The following is a 19629-nucleotide window of genomic DNA, read 5'->3' as shown; positions in this document are numbered from 1 at the left end:
GCTACACAGTAACACCTAAGTTCCGCCATAGAAGTTCAGATATTACTGCAGATAATCCGCCGAACGACACAAATTCAGTTGATCAATATGCAGCTGTAACGCCAGCTGCGATCGCGGCATCACCAGATTTCAATCCGGCTGCGGTGAAGATGTCGTTTCACCCTCGGAGATTTCGCAAGGCAACAAGAGGGGTTTGCCGAGTTCCGGGGCACCCTGCCTGTTCAATAAGACCGCGACCGCTGCCGCTGCTATTTCCTGAATAGGCTGCTTCACGGTGGTCAGGCGTGGGATCGTCATGCTTGCAAGCGGAATGCCATCAAAGCCGACGATGGAAAGGGCCGCCGGGATCGGTATTCCCAGATCATGTGCTGCCCGCATGCAGCCGATCGCCTGCTGGTCGGAGCTTGCGAATATAGCGGTTGGGCGCTCATGGCGAGCGCGTGCGAGAAGATAGTTTCCGGCAGACCTTCCGCTTTCATAGTCGAAAGCGGCTTCGGCGATCAGCGGCGCTACATTCTGCCTGCCTTCGCCGACGAGCTCCATCGCCTCGATATAGCCCTTGAGACGATCGTTCGCAGGAACAGAGCCTTTGGGGCCGGAAATGAAGCCGATACGACGATGACCCAGCTTCACAAGATGTTCGACACCGAGGCGCACCCCGCTGCGATGATCGGCAGCAATGCCGGAATATCCCGGCAGCAGACGGTCGACGATGACGATCGGCAGCCCCTTCGGCAGCTTGAGCGTATGGAAATCATTGCTCGGAACAAGGATGATGCCATCCACCTTCCGGCTTGTGAGCTGGCCGATCCGATCGGCTTCCTTGGCCGCGTGATCGAAGGAGGTCATGACGATAATGTTATAGCCATGCCGTGCCGCCGCCTGTTCGGCGGATTGCACAAGTTCCGAAAAGAAAGGGTTGGTCAGGTCGGGAATGACGATGCCGATGAGACGGCTGACCTTGCTGCGCATGCTTCTGGCAGACGGATCGGGCATATAGCCGAGCTGCTCGATAATGCCCCTGACCCGCACCCTCAATTCATCCGTCACGGAGGGATGATCATTCAAAACCCTTGAAACGGTTCCGGTAGAAACTCCGGCCAGCTTGGCAACGTCTCGAATTCCGACCTTTGGCATAACGGAACCAACATCCCTTCATTTAACCCAAGACACCTTGGAGGCGCCTCATCCGGGCTCTCAGCTAATGGTCTCTCCCGCCTTGGTCAAAGGGCTTCATGTCAAGCCTATCCTCCACGACGCAAGGAGAATATCGCGCAAGATGGAAACGGTTCATCATACCTATCTTACAAGTCTCGTAAAGTTGCAATTTCAGCCGATTTTCAGCACCAGATTTGGCGCCTTGACAATTCTCAATGGCATGCTACCCAATATGCGTGGAAACGGTTCATTGTCGCAGACAACTCAGATGGAGCTGAGCCCAGGACCGTTCGGGAGGAGAGAAATGTCCAATTCTACAAAGCGTGAATCCGTCTTCATCAATGCGCAGCGGCGCTCTGCGCTGAAACTCGGGCTGGCCGGCACTCTCGTGCTTGCGCTGTCCTGCGGGGTGTCGCCCGCCTTTGCGGCCGGCAAGCCGAAGGTCGGCCTGATCATGAAATCCCTGTCCAATGAATTCTTCAAGCAGATGAAGGCCGGAGCGGACAAATATGCCGCCGAAAACAAGGACAAGTTCGACTTCAAGGCCGTAGGCATGAAGGACGAGCGGGACTTCGCAGCCCAAGTCGATGCCGTCGAGAATTTCGTGACCCAGAAATACGACATCATCGTCGTCGCGCCGGCTGATTCCAAGGCCATGGCCACGCCGCTTGCCAAGGCAGTGAAAGCCGGGGTCAAGGTCATCAACATCGACGTACCGCTCGATGCCGACGCCAAGAAAGCAGCAGGTATCGACCTCGCCTTCTTCGGTCCTGACAACGCTGCAGGCGCCAAGCTTGCCGGCGATGCGCTTGCCAAGGATCTGGGTCCCGGCGCAAAGGTCGTGATCCTCGAAGGCAATCCCGAAGCCGACAACGCCAAGGAGCGCAAGGCAGGCTTCATGGACTCCATCAAGAACGGCAAGCTCGAGCTTCTCGACAGCAAGACCGCACATTGGGAGACCGAAGAAGCCAACACCGTCATGACGAATTTCCTGACCAAGTATAAGGATATTCAGGGCGTCATGGCTGCGAACGACTCCATGGCCCTCGGCGTGGTCAAGGCTCTGGACGCATCTGGCCAGGCGGGCAAGATCAAGGTCGTCGGCTTCGACAACATCCCCTCCGTCAAGCCGTTGATCAAGGACGGCAAGATGCTTGCCACGGTCGAACAATATGGCGCGGAAATGGCTGCCATGGGCATCAAGTATGGCCTTCGCGAATATGCCGGCGAAAAATTCACCGGCTGGGTGAAGACGGATGTGACGCTCGTCACCGCCAAGGATCTGAAATAGACGATAAACAAAGGTCTTATGGGCGAGGATGCGCCGGCAGCTTACCGGCGCATCCGCTTCGCGGTCGATCTTCCATTCACTTAGCGTGAAATCTTGAAGCGTGCCGGCGAGGCAGTGCGAGAAGATCGCAATAAGCAGTTCAAAGTTGAAACACGCAGAGGTGGACGTGCCAGAGACAGTAGATGATGCCATCCTGAAGCTGGAAGGAATAGGCAAGCGCTTCCCGGGCGTCGTGGCCCTGAAGGATGTCTCGATAGAGATCGGTCGCGGCAAGGGTCACATTCTTCTCGGCGAAAATGGCGCCGGCAAATCGACCCTGATCAATTTGCTCGGCGGCGTCTTCAAGCCGGATGATGGCCGCATTCTGTTCGACGGCAAAGCCTATCATCCGTCCTCTCCGCTGGAAGCGTTCCAGGCGGGCATCCGGGTCATTCACCAGGAGCTGCACCCGCTTTCCAATCTTACCGTCGCCGAAAATCTGCTCTTTGAGCATCTGCCACGCCGATATGGCTTGGTAAATTATAAGCAGATGAACGCCAGGGCGGCGGAACTGCTGGCGGAAGTCGGCCTTAACGTGGCACCGACGACGCTTGCCAGCAGCTTGAGCGTCGCCCAGCTTCAGTTGCTCGAAATCGCCAAGGCGCTTTCCAACGAAAGCAAGCTTCTCGTCCTCGATGAACCGACGGCGACCCTAACCTCCAAGGAAGTCGACCGTCTTTTTGAGATTCTGAAGCGGCTGAAGGCGCGAGGCGTCACCACGCTCTACATATCGCATAGGCTCGAAGAGATCTTCGAGGTGGGCGACGACGTGACCATCCTGCGCGACGGGCAGCATGTGATTACGCGGCCACTCGAAGGGCTTGGAATTCCGAAAATTGTCGAACTCATGGTCGGGCGCGAACTTGCGCAACACGACGCCTTCCGCGGCGACAGCACCATCTCCGGCGAGGCGCTCGGCGTCTCCGGCCTCAAAGTGACGAGCCATAGCCCGGAGCTGTCATTTTCCGTCGCCAAGGGAGAAATCGTCGGCATTGCCGGGCTTGTGGGCAGCGGCCGCACCGAGGCGGTCCGGGCCATATTCGGCGCCGACGCCAAGGTCGCAGGCGAAATCCGCATAGATGGCCAGCCGGTTGAGATCAACTCGCCCAAGGACGCTGTGACCGCCGGACTATGTCTCGCGACCGAAGACCGCAAGATTCAAGGTCTCATGCTCGATATGAGCTGTGCGCAAAACACCACCATCACCAATCTTACCAAGGTCTCCCGCAACGGATTGATCTTGCGCAAGGCGGAGGACGATTCCGCACAGCGCCTCGTACGTGAATTGCGGATAAAGACACCATCCATCCATCAAGCCGTCAGGACATTTTCGGGTGGCAACCAGCAGAAGGTCGTCATCGCCAAATGGCTGTTTCGCGGCCCTAAGGTGCTGATCTTCGACGAGCCGACCCGCGGCATCGATGTCGGTGCCAAGGCGGAAATCTACGAGCTTCTCTGGAAATTTGCCGCTGAGGGAAAAGGCGTTCTTGTCGTGTCTTCGGACCTGCCGGAACTCATGAGCATTTGCCATCGCATCATCGTCTTCTCGGACGGCAAGATAGCCGGCGAAATACCCCGGGATCAATTTGACGAGAGCAGGATCCTCTCGCTCGCTTACAAGGAGTACAGTCGTGTCCGGCAACATTGAAAAGAGGATCGACGCGAAAGAGGCCACCGTCTGGGACAAGCTCATCCGGATCTCGATGAAAGAGGCCGGCGTTGCCATCGCCCTCGTCCTGATCTTGATTTTCTTCTCGCTGACGGCGCCCTATTTCGCGACGCCGGAGAACTTCCTGAAGATCTTCGTGCAGATCGCCATCAATACGGTGCTCGCCGCCGGCATGACCTTCGTCATTCTCACGGGCGGCATCGACCTTTCCGTCGGATCGCTGCTTGCGCTTTGCACTGTCATCGGCGCAACGATCATGATCGACCCAAGGTTTTCTCCCTGGCAGGCGATTGCCCTCGCATCGCTCGCCTCGATGGGGGCCGGCGCGATCCTGGGCGCCATCAATGGATGGATCTGCGAGAAGTGGAAACTTCCATCCTTCATCGTCACGCTCGGCATGCTCAACGTCGCAAGCGGCCTTGCCCGCGTCGTCAGTGACAACTCCACCATTACCGGCCTGCCGCAGCCCTTCGTCGATTTCGGCAATCTGATTTTCTGGGGCGTTCTTCCATCGATCTTTCTGATTGCGATCGTCGTCGTCCTCATCGGCTGGTTCGTGCTGCGCTACACCGTATTCGGACGTTTCGTCTTCGCGATCGGCACCAACGAGGAGGCGGTGCGCCTCTCAGGCCATGAGCCGAAGAAATACAAGATTGCGGTCTTCACCATCTCCGGACTGACCGCCGGCATTGCCGCCATGGTCTATCTGCTCCGCCTCAATGTCGGCAGTCCGGTTGCCGGCATCGGCTATGAATTGAACGCGATCGCGGCCGTCATCATCGGCGGAACCAGCCTTTCGGGCGGCAAAGGATCGATTATCGGAACGCTGGTTGGAGCCTGTATTCTGCAGGTGCTATCCACCGGGCTGCAGCTCCTGGGTGCCGATGACAACATCAAGCCGATCGTCATCGGCGCCGTTATCGTGCTGGCAGTCATTCTCGACAGCTATCGCGGCCGGCTGATGCGGATATTGGAGAGCCGCTGACAAGGCGGCTCTCTTGACTGGAGCGAGACGGCAGTCTGTCGAAACCGGATTTGCCTTCAGGCCCGTTGCAACTTCCAGGTACGGATTTCAAACGGCATGATGTCGGCAGAGCCCGAGCGCTCCATCGGCTCTTCGAGGATATTCAGCGGCCCCGATGCCTGCCATCCCGACGGCAGGGTCAGCGACAGACGGCCGCGCCGGCCGGCCGGTTCGTAAAGCCGCAAGATGAGCCCCTCCCCTTCCTCGGCCAGCTTCAAGCCGGAGAAGGCGACTGGTGTGCCTTCGATGCCAAGCGGCGATAAGGAGCCGACCGCAAGACCACTTGCTTCCATGCTGACCAGCGGCTGATTGAGATCGATCGCCTCCGATAAGACGCCGCCTTCATACCAGGCGCCCTCATGCGGCATCAGCGCATAGGTGAAACTCTGCTGCCCTTCATCGGCGAGCGGGTCGGGATAGATCGGCGAGCGCACGAGGCTCATGCCGATGACATTGCCGCGGGCGCTATGACCATATTTAGCGTTATTGAGCAACGCAACGCCGAAGCCGGGTTCACTGAGATCGACGAACCGATGCGCCGCCGCCTCGAACATCGCCTGCTCCCAAGAGGTGTTGGTATGCGTCTGCCGCTCCACGACACCGAAGGCGCATTCGAAAGTGGCGGTGCGCGACCGCACGGCGACCGGATTGAGGGTTCTGAGTAGCGTTCGCCGATCATGCCAGTCGACGGTCGTTTCGATATCCAGCCTCCGGGTATTGGCCGTCAGAACATACAACAGGGTCACGGTCGAGTTGCGATATCGATAGACAACTTGGATCGCGGCGCGGTGCGGCCCCTCCTCGACCAGGCGGATGCTCTCGGGCCGATCCAGGCGGATGCCTTTCTCGGCATAATCGGCATCCACATCCCAGGCATCCCAGTTGCGCGGCTTGTCGGCGGGATAGACCCAGAGCTGGTTGGCAGCGCCTTCGATCGCTTCTCGTCCCGTCGCCTTGTGGATAAGGCTTGATACTGCTCCATCCTTGCCGATGACGACAGACAAATGCTCGTTTTCGAGATGATGGCTATCGGCTTTCAGAAGCCCGGCCGGCCTAATCGCCTTTCGATCGAAGACCGCGACGGAAAGAGGTGCGACGGAATCGGCGGAGGCTAATACCGTTCCATCTGATAGGGTTGCGGTGAGCGGGCGCGACGAAAGGCAGGGGTTGACGACAACAAGCGCATCCGTGACCCCGCCGGCCGGAAGACGGGCCGACAACGCCTTCAAAGCGCTTGCCTGCTCTGCCTTGGCATTACCGATCACCCCGTCAAGCTCCCGCTCGGCATCGACATAGACCTCGCGGATACTCGATCCCGGCAGGATGTCGTGAAACTCGTTCTTCAGGACGACGCGCCAATCTGTCTCCAGGTTCCGAGGTTTGCCGGCGCCCAGCATATGGGCAAGCGAAGCCAGCGTCTCCGCCGTTATCAGGGCGCGTTCGGCCTGACGGTGCTTGCGCTTGACACCGCTTTGCGTGGTCAGCGTCGCGCGGTGCAGTTCGAGGTAAATTTCTCCATCCCAGACCGGGAGTTCCTTTGCCGCCGCAGTGCGGTGCGCCCTTTCGTAAAAGCCTTTCACGGTGCCCCAGCGTGCCCTCGGAATTGCCGGGAAGTCCCGCAGCTGCACTTCGCGCTCGACCATTTCCGGCGTGACGCCGCCGCCGCCGTCGCCATAGCCAACCGCTAGCAGCGACGTATCATGCTGCGTCTTGCCGCGGAAATTCCTCCAGGTCGGTACGAAGCAATCCGGCTGCACGAAGCCGTTATAACCTTGCATGGGATTGTCGAAAGTGTGGGTCAGAACCTTGCTGCCGTCGAGCCCCTTCCACCAGAAGAGATCGGACGGAATGTGATTGCTTTCACTCCAGTTCACCTTGATCGTAAAAAAGCTATCGATGCCTCCAAGCCGCAGGATCTGCGGCAGGGCGCCTGAAAAGCCGAAACAATCGGGCAGCCAGCAGACGCCATGACGCAGGCCGAAATGCTTTTCGAAATAGCGCTGGCCATAGAGAACCTGACGCACGAGGCTCTCGCCGGTCGGCATGTTGGTATCAGGCTCGACCCACATGCCGCCGACCGTTTCCCACTTGCCTTCGGCAACCTTCTTCTTGATCCGCTCGAGCAGTTCCGGATCATCTTCCTCCATTTGCGCATAGTATTGTGCGGTCGATTGGTTGAAGCGGAAGTCGTCGGAGCGTTCCATCAACGAGAGCGCAGTGTTGAAGGTGCGGCGCATCTTGCGACGCGTCTCGGCATAGGGCCAAAGCCATGCCAGATCGATGTGGGCATGGCCGGTCAGCAGCAGTTCACCATTCTGGGGGAAGCGCTTTTGAAGTTCTTTCAGTTGCGCTAGCAATTCGTCATAGGCAGCTGCGGCGGAAACACTCTGCGCTTCGCTGAGACCTGCCGGATTGTCCTGAAGCTCCGGCAGTTCCCAGATCTTCTGCTGCATCGCCGCCCCTGAGATGCGCGAGATATAGGCCGATGTGTCGGACGGCCAGTCGAGGCTTCGCAACGCCCGTTCGGCCGCATCGATCAGATGCGGCACGACTTCATGGCCCTCAAGAATATCGGCCGCCTCGCCAATCTGCCGCAACAGGAGCTGCAGCCGGTGGACGGCCTCATCCAGCCAGATCAATCGTGCCTTGTTCAGCTTCGGTGCCCGGTTCGGCTCCCCGAACGGAAAACGCGCGACACTTTCGGTCGCGATCTGGAAGTCGCGACCCTTGATCGGAAATTCCTGGTGATAGGGGTCGAGACCGAAGGTCTCAGCTTCGCCATCAGGATAACGCAGCGTCAGCAAGCTTTCGCCGCCAAGATCGAGCTGCAGGCGGATCTGCTCGAGCGGCCAGTCCCGCGGCGCTGTTGCCTTGGCGGCGAAGCGAACCGTCCCGTTGCGATGCGGCCAGTCCTGATGATGTACGATTGGCTCTCCATCGAAGGTCCAGCCGTCGATCGCATGGTTTTGCCTGTCGCGCCAATGCACAAGCTCTGCAGTGCGGACTTTCAGGCGATCAAGGCGTTGGGCAATAGTGAGAGGCATGGCGAATCCTATCGGAAAATCGGCAACTGATGGCGGAGGAGAAAATATATCAGCGCGAATGGGTCGCCGGCCCCGCGCCCCATCTCCTCCTAACGGACCGCACAGCGAGAATTTAGATTAGGTACGTTTGTTTTGGCGTCAAGGCGCACAGGAATAAGTTGCGAGAGCTTTGTCCATGATACACAAGCGTGAAGATATACAAGGAAATCGAAGATCCAATGCGTGAGGAAGGGTCGCCCTGACGTCTTACGGCGCTCGACGGAAACGATCTCCTGCGTGTTTCGTGAACGGATCAGAGCCGCCCCGGGTGCTTTGCTGCAACATCGCACCTGTCGATGAGTCCTTTCATCTGTTTGATGAAAGCGGACAGTGCATCGCTGGCACACGCTCGAAATTCATTTGAGGTGAGATGTTTATTACCTGTGCGAAGCCGTTCGTAGCGGTGCAACAGAAGCCGTCTTGCGAATGGTAATTTCAATGCCGCCCATGGACTTGCCGTCATCGGTTACATCCGGTACGCGAATGTAAAGGACCTCTGAATAGTTGCGGAACGTGCCGCCGATTAGCTCATATATTGCTAGCGCGGTATTCTCGGGAAGCTCTTCGACCGATACGCTTTTTCGCTGCTGCATGGGATGCTCTTCCAAAAGTCGGGGCGCCTTCAAATAGGAAGTCGACTACCGATACATTAGCCCTGATTTGTCGCAAAGATATCCCAGGAATCACGAAAGCTCTCACAAATGCGTGAGGTTCGTTTTCAGGAAATCACTGCGGCACGATGCTCGGCGGCCGAATGGCGGGCTCAATCTAAAGAGCGGCCTCGCATGAAGACCATGAACGTGGTGCGATACGGAAGCCATTCTTTCCCGACGATTTCACTTCATACAAACCACGATCCGCTTTCGCGAATATGTCCTTGGACGAATGCCCGGGCACGATTATCGCCGCGCCGACGGAGGTTGCGATGCGAATGCTCTTCGTCGGTGTGGAGACGGTCCAGTTCAATTCGCGGACAATGCGATTGGCGATTTTTGCAAGATCCTCGGTCGAAAGGCATTCGTGAATGACGGCGAACTCGTCGCCACCAATTCGCGCTACCATATTGGCCTGCGGGACGGCGCGCGAAAGCCGGCGCCCTGCCGCCTTGAGACAATCATCCCCCGCCTGATGTCCGAGACTATCGTTCACGGATTTGAAGCCGTCGAGATCCACGAGAAGGAGCGCTCTGCCGGTTCGGCCCCCGGCTGTGCATATTTCATTGAAAAATGCCTCGAATCTGGTGCGGGACGTCAGCCCGGTAAGCATATCGTACTCGGCCAACTGACGAAGCTGCTCGACCATCGTCTTCTCGGCGGTGACATCCTGCTTCATCCCGAAAATTCTGGTTGCAGCTCCGTTCGCGAATTCGACGCAGGCAGTTATTCTGATCCATCGCCGATTGCCCGTTGCGGTAATAATCTCAGCATCCAAGCTGAAACCCTCGCCGGTGCGAATTGCCTTCTCGCGCACCTCATCGAGACACTTTCGGGCCTCTGGGGTATAAAGCTTAAGGATCTCCTCCCTCGTGAGCGGCGTTTGCGGCGCAAGATCAAAGAGCTCGTAGACCGTATCCGTCCAGCTGAGCGTCTGGTCGGGAAGGCTGCATTCCCATACCCCGATGCGGGCGGCCTTGAACGATCGATCAAACAATTCACGCAAATGCATGAACTGGCGGGAGGCGATTGCCTGAGGATCGAGTATTCCATTTCCATCGCAGGACACTGGGGCCTCACCAGCTGATCAAAAGAACCTCACCAGCTTTATCGCCGGTAATCTTTCCCAGTGGAATGATTACATTGATTGTTTGCATATTGGTTTCCAAATGCAAGAGCGCTGCGATTATCGTTCATCTCAACGGCGTTATTTGGAGACCGGCCTCAAGGGCAAGAAGGGTGTCTGCCCCAAACCTGATACTGAACAACTCCGGCTCACGCCTGGCCGATGCCGCTCAAGCCGATCAACGCGCCGATGCCCAGAACGATGAGCGGATGTACGCGCGTCGTCGAAAGGACAAGCGCACCCGCGGCAGCAATTGCCGCCAGAATCCACCCTTGCGTTGATGCCTCGGTGATGACGGCCGCACTTGCGGTGACAAGCCCGGCGGTCATCGGCACCAATCCCGCCTGGACGATCTTTCGCCATGGCTTATCCTTGAAACGGTTCCACAGATGGAGCACCAGATAGGTCAGGACCGAAGAAGGCCCGAACTTTGCAGCTGATGTGACCAGCATACCCGCCCATCCGGCAACGTGCCAGCCAACCAGGGGCACGACCATCAGGTTCGGACCGGGAGCCGCCTGCGCCAAGGCGAACAGCGCGCCGAATTGCTGTGCCGTCATCCAATGCTGCACATCAACGACTTGCCGGTGCATTTCGGGAAGAATGGAGTTGCCGCCGCCGAAGGCCAGCAGCGAAAGCTGAGTGAAGATGATTGCGAGAGAAATGAGGGTCGCGGTCATGCTTCCAGCTTCCAGGTGGCGATAATGCTGAGCGGCGCCAGAACCAGCATGGTCGGCAGCAAGGGCAGCCCGGCTATGGCGATGGCCGCAAAGCAGATGGCTGCAATGACAAGGGTGACCGGCTTGCGGCGCAGCGGTAGGACGATCTTGATAGCCATCGAGATGAGCAGGCCGGCCGCGGCTGCAGCAAGGCCTGCAAACATATGCTGGATATGCGGATCGCTGTTGAACTGATCGTAAATGACGCCGAGGCCGATGACGATCGCCGTTGGCGCGACAATCAGGCCGAGAAGAGCCGAAAATGCCCCCGCCACGCCCTGAAACTTCGAGCCGATCGCAACCGCCATATTGATGATGTTGCCTCCCGGTAGAAACTGACAGAGCCCGAGCAGTTCGGTGAATTCCTCCCCCGTCAGCCATTTGCAATCCTCGACCACCATGCGGCGTGCGAGCGGCAGAACCCCGCCAAAACCGATGATGCCGAGTCTGAAAAAACCGAAAAAGAGCTCCGCGACCGTTGGTCCTTCGCGTTGAGCAGCACTGGAATGAGAAATGGCATCCATATCGTGGCCCGTGTGTTTATGTCGAACAGGCCGTTAAAATAAGCTTTTAGCGATTATGCGTCCAATATATGGATTAAGCGTTATTCATATTTTTAGGATATGCCATGATCGAGCTCCGACATCTCCGTTATGCTGTAACCGTTGCCGATGAGGGCCATATGACCCGCGCTGCCGAAAGGCTCGGCATCCAGCAACCGCCGCTTAGCCAGCAGATAGCCAAGCTGGAGGCCATCGTCGGTGCGTCGCTCTTCAAACGCCTGCCGAGAGGCGTCGAGCTGACGGATGCCGGGCGAACCTTCGTGGAGAGGGCGAGGACCATTCTCCATGATGTCGATCTTGCTATAGAGGCGACAAAGCGCAATGCCCGCGGCGAGGAAGGAAGCCTCGCCATCGGCTTTACCAGTTCAGCGGCGTTTCATCCGCTGGTCAGCTCAGCCGTCCGCTCGCTCGGCGAGATATCGCCGGATGTGGCGCTCAAGCTTGAGGAAGCCAGTACACCCGATTTGATCGCCATGCTGCGTTCCGGCTTTCTCGACGTTGCGCTCGTGCGCTCACCCGTCGCACAGTCGGGCGGCCTTGTGATTTCCCGAATTCTCGATGAGGAGATGCTGGTCGCTCTTCCGGATCGTCATCCCTTTGCGATGACAAAAGGAGAGAAGCCTCGGCCCATTCAATTGTCGGAGCTCGCCAACGAGGCCTTCATACTTTACCGTCGTCCGTCGGGACCGGGGCTATATGACAGTATCATAGCGGCGTGCCTTGGGGCGGGCTTCAGCCCGAAAATACGGCATGAAGCTCCCCGGTTGCTGTCGACGCTCAGCCTGGTCGCCGCCGGCCTCGGAATCTCCATCATTCCAGGATCCATCGCCCGGCTGGAGACCAACGGCATCACTTATCTGAGGCTTCACCCAAGCGCCAATCTCGTGGCGCCGCTTTATCTGGCGCAAAAAAATGAGCAGCCTAGCGGAGCGCTGCGGCTTTTTGCCGACATCGTTGATCAGGAGAAAGTAACATTGAAATACAGTCCGTGAGCCGGCTACCCACATTTGCGAGAGCACGAGGATCGCGCGGCCTATGAAACTTCGCGCTACACTCTTGAACTGGAAGATGCGCCGATGAAATGGCGAAAAAGTCGGGTTGCAACGAAAGGAAACCGAATGCGATATGGTACGCGTAGTCCGTCGTTGTGAATGCTTTCGATTCCGTCGATATGAATCCTGAGGAGACCGGAATGAATTCGATGCGGCGCGGCATTCTTGCTTTCTTCGGTAGCCTCATTCTGAGTAGACCATCTCCCAGCCGGGCCGTGAGCCAGCCGCCGGCGTTTGCAGCCTCTCGCTCCAGCTACAAACCGCGGCATGTGCTCTGCTTTCTCGGCGAAGACAATGGTCTTGCAAAGCTCCTGCAGAGCGCCCGTGCCGCCATCGCCCAGTTCGGCGATGGTTTCACCGCCGATGAAGACAGTTCGCAGAATGAACCGGACGACCGGATGGTCCGTTCGTTCAATATCTGCTGGGACCGTGTGAACCCCGATGCCTATGAAGAGGCCGACGAGGATGCCGTCGCCACGCATGGGTCTGTCCTTTACGTCCTCAGCCCGCCCATGACCGCCGAAACGGCAGTTGCAACATCCGCAAAGGCCTTGATGTTCGTGCAATATATGCTCGATCATGGTGCGGTCGCCGTGAAGGGCGAGACCGCGGGGGTGGCTCACGGGGTACGGCGATGGAAAGAGCTTTGCGCGCAAGGGCGCGGCGCGGGGGATTCCGATGATCTCCTGGTACTTGCCAAGACCTGCCGCCTCGCCTTTGCGCGCCGGCCCATTGGCGACGATACAGAGGGCATGGCAAGCGTAGGGAACCATCTAGTCGGATTGCCGGACGTGCTCGTTACCTTTGTCCGGAAAGACGAGCAGCAGCCGTCGACCAATGACGAACAGCTTGAAATTGCCGCTCTGATTGACGAGATCGGCGATCAGATGACACGCGAGGGTGTCGACGCAGCAGCAGCGGCTCGTCACGCCACCCTTTCCGACGACACTCGCTATGACGAAGATGAGTATAAGTTCAATCCGTTCGGGGTCGTGACCATTCGCGACAAGAAACTTTGATGACAACTCCCGTCAAAGCGATGGTTGCGGCGCCCGAAGACAGATTGGATACGGACAATCTAGAAGCTCAGCATTGAATCCTTCCAGAGGCGAAATCCTCCGAGGAACGCATTTTCGTTCTCGCCGATACGGCAGCCGGGTGGCAATTCTTTGAGCTTTTCGGCATTGCCACCGCCAATGACGATTTCATGCGGCAGCAAGGCTGCCTTCAATCTTTCGACGATCTCCTCAACCGACTGGCGCCACTTTTTCTTGCCGTATTTTTCAAGGCCCCGCTCGCCGATGAAGTCTTCGAAGGTACCCCGCTTCTTGTAGGGCAAATGGGCGAGTTCCATGGGCAGGCAAACGTGATTGGCAATCATCGCTGAACCCAATCCGGTGCCAAGGCCGAGAAACAGCATGTTGCCATCTTTGTAGTTGCCGATTGCCTGCATCACGGCGTCGTTGACAAGCTTGACGGGCTTGCCGAAAGCAGCGGAAAAGTCGAAATCCTGCCAGCCGCTTCCGAGGTTGTGCGGTTCCATAGCGGGTTTATTGTTCGAAACAGGCCCAGGATATCCCATGCCGATAACGTCATATCGCCAGTCTCCTGTCAGATCCTTGACGGCCTGGACCATCTCTTTTGCAGACATAGAAGGACCCGAGACGGCTGCCCGGCGGTCGCTGCCGGAGCTGAGACGCATTTTGACATGCGAACCGCCGAGATCGATGGCCAAGACGGCAAGCTCTTCTGTCGCAGCCTGCGCCACGGCTTTCTTCAGTTTTACGTTTGTTTTGCGGCTCTCAATTACCTCAATCATATTCGTCCACACTTTCTATCCGCGACGGCACAAATCGCACTATGACGCTTCAACGACCGGGACGGAGAAATCCTCTCCCTCCCAATGATCGGTGTCAGGCCAGTAAAAGGTAAAGGCAATAGACCCGCCTTTGGGCAGGCGTTCGCATGAAAGCTCGGCCACATGTATCCCGAAACCGTTCTGGCTCGTTTCGGTATCGCTGGCGCTGGCCCAACCGTCGAAACTCCAGCGAATGATCGCTGGCTCCATGACCTCGATTCGCAGACGTTTGCCGACGGAAAGCTGTGACAGCTTGTTGTTGAAACGCCACGGCACGAAGGATGCCGTAATCTTGTCTCTCACGTAGCGCTCGACACCTTGCGGCGGCATGTCGAAAACGGTCCCGTCTCTCAGCGAGCGCAGGAGCTTGATGTGCTCGGCATGCGCCCAGACGAGCGGCATGGCGCTGCCGGAAGGTTTTCCGAGGACGAGCTCTAGTTCCGGGATATCGGGCTGGTCCCACACCTGTTCCGGCAGCAATCCGCCCTGCCCGGCAGACTGCTCGAGTGTCTTGAGCAGCTCAAGAGCCGCTGCCGGCCGGCCGGCCGCAAGCTCATAATGAGCGCGCTCGCCTGCCAGCAACGGCCATGGCCGCCCGATGCCTGTGCCGTCGAACGGGCCGCCGTCTTCATGCTCGCCATAGCCATCGCCGGTATAACGATACCACAATGACCCTTGCGGCAGATGGCATTTGAGCTGTGCGTCTATTACCTTCACGGTGTCGAGGATGCGAGGATCGTTGGCGGCTCGCAATCCGAACCGCACCAGCGCCAGGGCATCGGGGCTGACGACACGAGCGGTTGGCAAAAAGGATTCGGCAGGCGGCCTGTTCTTGATCGGCACGAAACCATCGGCAGGCGAGCTTCCGTCGGCAATCTCAGGCGGCGCAATGCGGACATAATAGCCCTTGACTCCGAGAGCGGCGCTTTCCGCATCGCTGCTGACATAGGTCCAGCGCTCGATCTGATCGTTCCAGGCATCTGCGGTCTGCCGCAGATAATCCGCATTGTGCGTCTGATCGGCAATTTCCAGAATATCGGCCGCCGCCAGCAGAGCGGCAATCTCAACCGCCAAGGTGAATGGAGAAAAGCCGCCATCCTCCTCCCAGCGGTCCTCACCCGTAACGGGGCCGTTGACAACGACATAGCGGGCTGCACTCTCGACCATCGGCACGTAGGACAGCAGAAGATCGCCTGTGAGTATCCCTTCGCGGCGCAGGGCATCGGCAAGCAGGATCGGGAAGGCACATTCGTCCATCTGTATTCCGGTCCAATAGGGCTCGCCGTCCAGCCAGCAATTCTGCGGCCAATGCCCATCCGCTTCCTGGATGACGCGCAGATAGGCCAGAATGCGTAACGCATCCTGCGAGGCACCTGCAGCCAAGAAGCCGCCGGCGGTCTCGACCAGATCGCGCGGCCAGACCAGATGATAGCCGCCGAGGTCTTCGTCGCCCTTAGCAAAGCCCCACGGAATGGAGAGAGAAGCAACGGCCGGCCCCTCGAAAGAAAGAGGCCGGTGCGTTGCCAGAACGGCTGTCGATATCCGATAACGATTGACTTCGGGCGGCGGCGCTCTCGGTTCGTCCAAAGCCAATAGTCCGTCTTGCCATGCCCGCCAGTCGGCAACATGGCTGCGTTCGGCGCTGACATAGCCGGCTTGCAAGCTGGCAAGCGCATTGTAGCCGGCCTCTTTGGGGTGGCTTCCAAAGCCGAGCGATACGGTGGCGGTGTCGCTGCCGCCAGTGAGATCGATCTCACCGGTCAGCGCAATATTGCCGTCGGCGGCACGCGCAAAGGCCGGGTCCAAGCGGCCCTCTTTCTGCAATTGCTGCCATCCGTCGGAAATACCGACATAGCCGGCAGATGCCGTCCGCCAGCCGCCACTGACGGCAAGGGCCATCGAGACGCCGCCCGTACCCGTCGCAAAAAGCATCGGGGTGCCCTTATAGTCTCCCACCCAGCCCGTATTGCCGTAGCCGGCATTGACCAGATGCGGAGCTGCCAGCAGGTAAAGGCGATAATCGTGGATCCTGCCTTCCAGCGGCTCGAACGATATCTGCTGAAGCAAGCTGCTGCGCATCGGATCGACGATGATGCGCTTGATGATCCGATAACGGCCGTCGATTGCGGTATTCGTCAACCGATAGGCCGGAACGCCATCCTCGACCGTGGTGACGACGCTCTTCGTATCGCGCTTTTCCTCCGAAAAATAGCCATCGGGACCGGTGACGATCAATCCGATGTCGCGCGTGCAGGCGCTATCGACCCGGGGATAGTAGATTTCGTTCAGGATACCGTGGCTGAGAGTGAACCAGATGCGGCAGGCCGGCGAAAGCGCCGTGCCAACTCCGTTCTTTGCACTGGACGTCCAGCGAGGTTCGATACCATTCACATTGGGGCCGGAAGCATCGTAAAGCGCCATGCACTATCTCCTCCATCGCTGCAATCTGCTCCAATCAACGTGTTTCGGCAAGACGGAACCCAGGACGCTCTTGCAAAAGCGCACCGCTTTGCTTAATCGTTTAATCAAGAAACCGGAGCGCACTCTTGGATGGGTCAGACCCGCCCTTCTTCGATTCGAAAAATCGCAACCAAGCTGGGTGTCTCCACGGCAACGGTCTCGAATGCTCTGCGTGGCACTGGGCGGGTATCATCAGCCCTTGCGGAGCAGATTCGCCTCGAAGCGGACAGGCTCGGCTATGTGCCTGACCATGCGGCCCGCGCTCTGCGCACCGGCAAGAGCGATACGGTCGGCCTGCTGGTTCCGAATATCGGCCAACCCTTGTTTCCCGCTTTTGCCCAGGCCATCGAATGCGCCGCCAAGCGGCGCGGTATTGCCGTTCTGATCGGCGATAGCCAGGGCGATCCACAGCAGCAGGAGTTCGAAATCAGGACCATGATCGCCCGCGGCGTCGATGCACTGATTGTGATACCGACGCGCGGCACGACCATTGCACCCACGGATGTCCCGGTGCCGGTCGCCGTCATCGACAGCGCCGCCACGGTCGGCAACATCGCCGCCAGCGACCACCGTGAGGGTGGACGTCTCATCGCCCGCCACCTGCTCGAGCTTGGTCATGACCGGCTTCTCATCCTCGCCGGCCCAGAGAATTCGCTAGTGGCGCGCGAGCGCGTCGAAGGAATGAGCGAAGTCTTCCGCCAGACCGGCGTCGAACCGGCATTGCGACACAGCGATGCAACGTTCGAAGCCGGCAGCGCCCTCGGACGCGAGCTTGATCTACGGGATTTTACCGCCTGCGCCGCCGCTTATGATACCCTGGCCATTGGCTTTGCCATTGCGGTCAGAGACCGAGGCTACAGCATTCCTCACGACATATCGCTCACGGGCTTTGATGATCTGATGTGGGCTCAAATCGTCTCTCCGCCGCTCACGACCGTCCGGCAGGATCTGGAAGCGGTGGCAAACCACGCGCTCGCGTTCGTTGCCGGAGAAACCGAGACCAGCGGAATATTCCCGACAGAACTCGTCTTGCGGCGATCCACCGCGCGCCCATCCGCTTTTGCCAAGGGAGGCAGACATGCCGAATGAACCCCACGACCTCCATTCACCTGAGCTGCGCGATCGCGCCGTCCGGGCGGCATTGGGCCTTGAGCCGTTCGATGTGCTGATTGTCGGCGGAAGGCTCGTCGATGTCGCGACCTCGGAAATGAGGCCGGCCGATATCGGCCTTGTCGGCCCCTTGATCGCAAGCGTTCATGCCTCCGGGACAAGGAAGGACGCAAGGCAGACCATCGACGCTTCGGGACGATTCATCACACCCGGATTTATCGACACGCATATGCACGTCGAAAGCTCGATGGTGACGCCAAGGCGATACGCGGAAACGGTCGTCCCCCAGGGCACGACAACGGTCTGCTGGGATCCACATGAAATCGGCAACGTCGCCGGCCTCGACGGCATTCGATGGGCGCTCGAAGAAACACGGCAATTGCCGCTGCGCTTCCTGACACTGGCACCATCCTGCGTCCCCTCGGCACCTGGCCTTGAGCTTGCTGGTGCGGAGTTCCGTTCCGACGAAATGGCGACCATGATCAGCTGGCCGGAAATTTCCGGCGTTGCCGAAGTGATGAACATGCGCGGGGTCCTGGAGCGAAGCGAGCCAATGCGCGGCATTGTCGAAGCCGGACTTGCAAGCGGCAAGCGTGTTTGCGGCCATGCCCGCGGGCTCGAAGGCGCGGAATTGCAGGCCTTTGTTGCCGCAGGCATCCAATCCGATCACGAGCTTACCTCGGGTGAGGACTTGCTGGCGAAATTGCGGGCAGGCGTTACCATCGAATTGCGCGGTTCCCATGACTATCTCCTGCCCGGCGCCGTCGAGGCATTGAAAAAGCTGCCACATCTGCCGCAGACATTGACGATCTGCACCGATGACGTCTTCCCAGACGACCTCGTGAATGACGGCGGGATATCATCCGTTTTGAGACGTCTCATCAGCTATGGAATGAAGCCGGTCGATGCCATCCGCGCCGCGACGCTCAACGCCGCCATGTGGCTGAACCGCTATGATCTGGGATTGGTGGTACCCGGTCGCCGTGCCGACATCGTCATTCTGTCCGATCTCGAAAAGTTCGTCGTCGAGCGCGTTTATGCATCGGGGCGTGAGGTCGCGAGAAGCGGCAGCCTCGTTGGAGCCAGCGAGTGCATGCCCTCGGATGCCTATCGCGACACCGTAAGGCTCGAGAAGCTTTCCGCCGCCGATTTCGAGATCGAGCTGCCGGGCATGACTGATGCTCGCGTCAACACGATTGTCAGCCCACGATTCACGAAATGGGGAGAGGCAATCGTCAAAATCGAAAATGACAAGCTCGTTCTGCCTCACGATATGCTGCTGATGGCCGTCATCCATCGTCATGGTAGAAAAGAGCCTAAACCCGTCATCGGCATCCTGGAAGACTGGGGCCATTGGCGTGGTGCTTTGGCGACGACGATATCGCATGACAGCCATAATCTCACCGTCTTCGGCCGCGACCCCGCAGATATGGCTGCGGCAGCCAATGCCGTCATCGAGGCTGGCGGCGGCATGGCAACGGCGGCCGATGGCGAGGTAACGGCATTGCTTCCCCTGCCCGTCTGCGGCTTGCTGTCGGATGCACCCGCAATGGAGGTGGCCGATGATTTCGCCAGGCTGCGCGCCGCAGCTGATGCAATTGCGGACTGGATGCCGCCAATTCGCACCTTCAAGGCCGTCGTCGGAGCAAGCCTTGCTTGCAACCCCGGCCCGCATGTCACCGATCTCGGGCTGACCGACGGAACCACCCGGGACATAAGACCGCTTCTTGCTGCAAGCCGAATTTGAAGCCACGCGACACACGGCAGCCTTTGCCGATTTGGGAGAACATCCGAACCATGGTGGACCTCCTCTATTCTGTCACA

General features: G+C 58.6%; 15 protein-coding genes. 7 read left to right on the top strand and 8 right to left on the bottom strand.

Going from position 1 to position 19629, the window contains the following annotated elements; genetic code table 11:
- Window positions 1–129: 129 nt before the first annotated feature.
- Window positions 130–1137 (bottom strand): LacI family DNA-binding transcriptional regulator, encoded by a 1008-nt coding sequence (locus ACYJRZ_RS23575; protein WP_459463086.1) that lies wholly within the window; start codon window positions 1135–1137, stop codon window positions 130–132.
- A 325-nt stretch (window positions 1138–1462) separates the two neighbouring features.
- Here ACYJRZ_RS23575 and ACYJRZ_RS23570 point away from each other — a divergent pair, with 325 nt between their 5' ends.
- The 3 genes from ACYJRZ_RS23570 (at window position 1463) to ACYJRZ_RS23560 (ending at window position 5142) form a co-directional block, all read left to right on the top strand.
- Window positions 1463–2449 (top strand): substrate-binding domain-containing protein, encoded by a 987-nt coding sequence (locus ACYJRZ_RS23570; RefSeq protein ID WP_459463084.1) that lies wholly within the window; start codon window positions 1463–1465, stop codon window positions 2447–2449.
- A 160-nt stretch (window positions 2450–2609) separates the two neighbouring features.
- Window positions 2610–4136: a sugar ABC transporter ATP-binding protein gene (locus tag ACYJRZ_RS23565; RefSeq protein WP_459463349.1), complete on the top strand. Its 1527-nt coding sequence runs from the start codon at window positions 2610–2612 to the stop codon at window positions 4134–4136.
- On the top strand, window positions 4120–5142 hold the full coding sequence (locus tag ACYJRZ_RS23560) for an ABC transporter permease (protein ID WP_459463082.1): 1023 nt from the start codon (window positions 4120–4122) through the stop codon (window positions 5140–5142). Before ACYJRZ_RS23565 ends, ACYJRZ_RS23560 begins: the two co-directional genes overlap by 17 nt.
- 56 nt (window positions 5143–5198) lie before the next feature.
- Here ACYJRZ_RS23560 and ACYJRZ_RS23555 read toward each other — a convergent pair whose 3' ends face one another.
- The 5 genes from ACYJRZ_RS23555 to ACYJRZ_RS23535 form a co-directional block, all read right to left on the bottom strand.
- Window positions 5199–8225, bottom strand: coding sequence for an alpha-mannosidase (locus tag ACYJRZ_RS23555; RefSeq protein WP_459463080.1), 3027 nt, complete (start codon window positions 8223–8225; stop codon window positions 5199–5201).
- Between the two features lie 416 nt (window positions 8226–8641).
- Window positions 8642–8857 carry a hypothetical protein gene (locus ACYJRZ_RS23550; RefSeq protein WP_459463079.1) on the bottom strand — a complete coding sequence of 72 codons (216 nt, stop codon included), beginning with the start codon at window positions 8855–8857 and terminating at the stop codon, window positions 8642–8644.
- A gap of 175 nt (window positions 8858–9032) precedes the next feature.
- A complete protein-coding gene (locus ACYJRZ_RS23545) occupies window positions 9033–9929 on the bottom strand; it encodes a sensor domain-containing diguanylate cyclase (RefSeq protein WP_459463347.1) in 897 nt (298 codons plus the stop codon).
- A 263-nt stretch (window positions 9930–10192) separates the two neighbouring features.
- Window positions 10193–10723: a chromate transporter gene (locus ACYJRZ_RS23540; protein WP_459463077.1), complete on the bottom strand. Its 531-nt coding sequence runs from the start codon at window positions 10721–10723 to the stop codon at window positions 10193–10195.
- A complete protein-coding gene (locus tag ACYJRZ_RS23535; protein WP_459463075.1) occupies window positions 10720–11286 on the bottom strand; it encodes a chromate transporter in 567 nt (188 codons plus the stop codon). The genes ACYJRZ_RS23540 and ACYJRZ_RS23535 overlap by 4 nt, the downstream gene beginning before the upstream one ends.
- Window positions 11287–11390: 104 nt before the next feature.
- Here ACYJRZ_RS23535 and ACYJRZ_RS23530 point away from each other — a divergent pair, with 104 nt between their 5' ends.
- Window positions 11391–12317: a LysR family transcriptional regulator gene (locus tag ACYJRZ_RS23530; protein WP_459463073.1), complete on the top strand. Its 927-nt coding sequence runs from the start codon at window positions 11391–11393 to the stop codon at window positions 12315–12317.
- Between the two features lie 200 nt (window positions 12318–12517).
- Window positions 12518–13396, top strand: a complete 879-nt coding sequence (locus ACYJRZ_RS23525; protein WP_459463071.1) for a hypothetical protein — start codon at window positions 12518–12520, stop codon at window positions 13394–13396.
- Window positions 13397–13455: 59 nt separating this feature from the next.
- On the opposite strand, the gene ACYJRZ_RS23520 is transcribed toward ACYJRZ_RS23525, so the two are convergent.
- Complete coding sequence (locus ACYJRZ_RS23520) at window positions 13456–14196, bottom strand: ROK family protein (protein WP_459463069.1); 741 nt, start codon at window positions 14194–14196, stop codon at window positions 13456–13458.
- A gap of 39 nt (window positions 14197–14235) precedes the next feature.
- The gene (locus tag ACYJRZ_RS23515) at window positions 14236–16656 is read right to left on the bottom strand and encodes a glucan 1,4-alpha-glucosidase (RefSeq protein ID WP_459463067.1); all 2421 of its coding nucleotides are present in this window, start codon (window positions 16654–16656) and stop codon (window positions 14236–14238) included.
- Window positions 16657–16785: 129 nt separating this feature from the next.
- Here ACYJRZ_RS23515 and ACYJRZ_RS23510 point away from each other — a divergent pair, with 129 nt between their 5' ends.
- Window positions 16786–17784: a LacI family DNA-binding transcriptional regulator gene (locus tag ACYJRZ_RS23510; protein ID WP_459463065.1), complete on the top strand. Its 999-nt coding sequence runs from the start codon at window positions 16786–16788 to the stop codon at window positions 17782–17784.
- Complete coding sequence (locus ACYJRZ_RS23505) at window positions 17774–19552, top strand: adenine deaminase (protein WP_459463063.1); 1779 nt, start codon at window positions 17774–17776, stop codon at window positions 19550–19552. Before ACYJRZ_RS23510 ends, ACYJRZ_RS23505 begins: the two co-directional genes overlap by 11 nt.
- The last annotated feature ends 77 nt before the right edge of the window (window positions 19553–19629 follow it).

Source organism: Rhizobium sp. No.120, from assembly GCF_054558365.1.
This window is presented reverse-complemented; position numbering and strand designations above follow the sequence as displayed.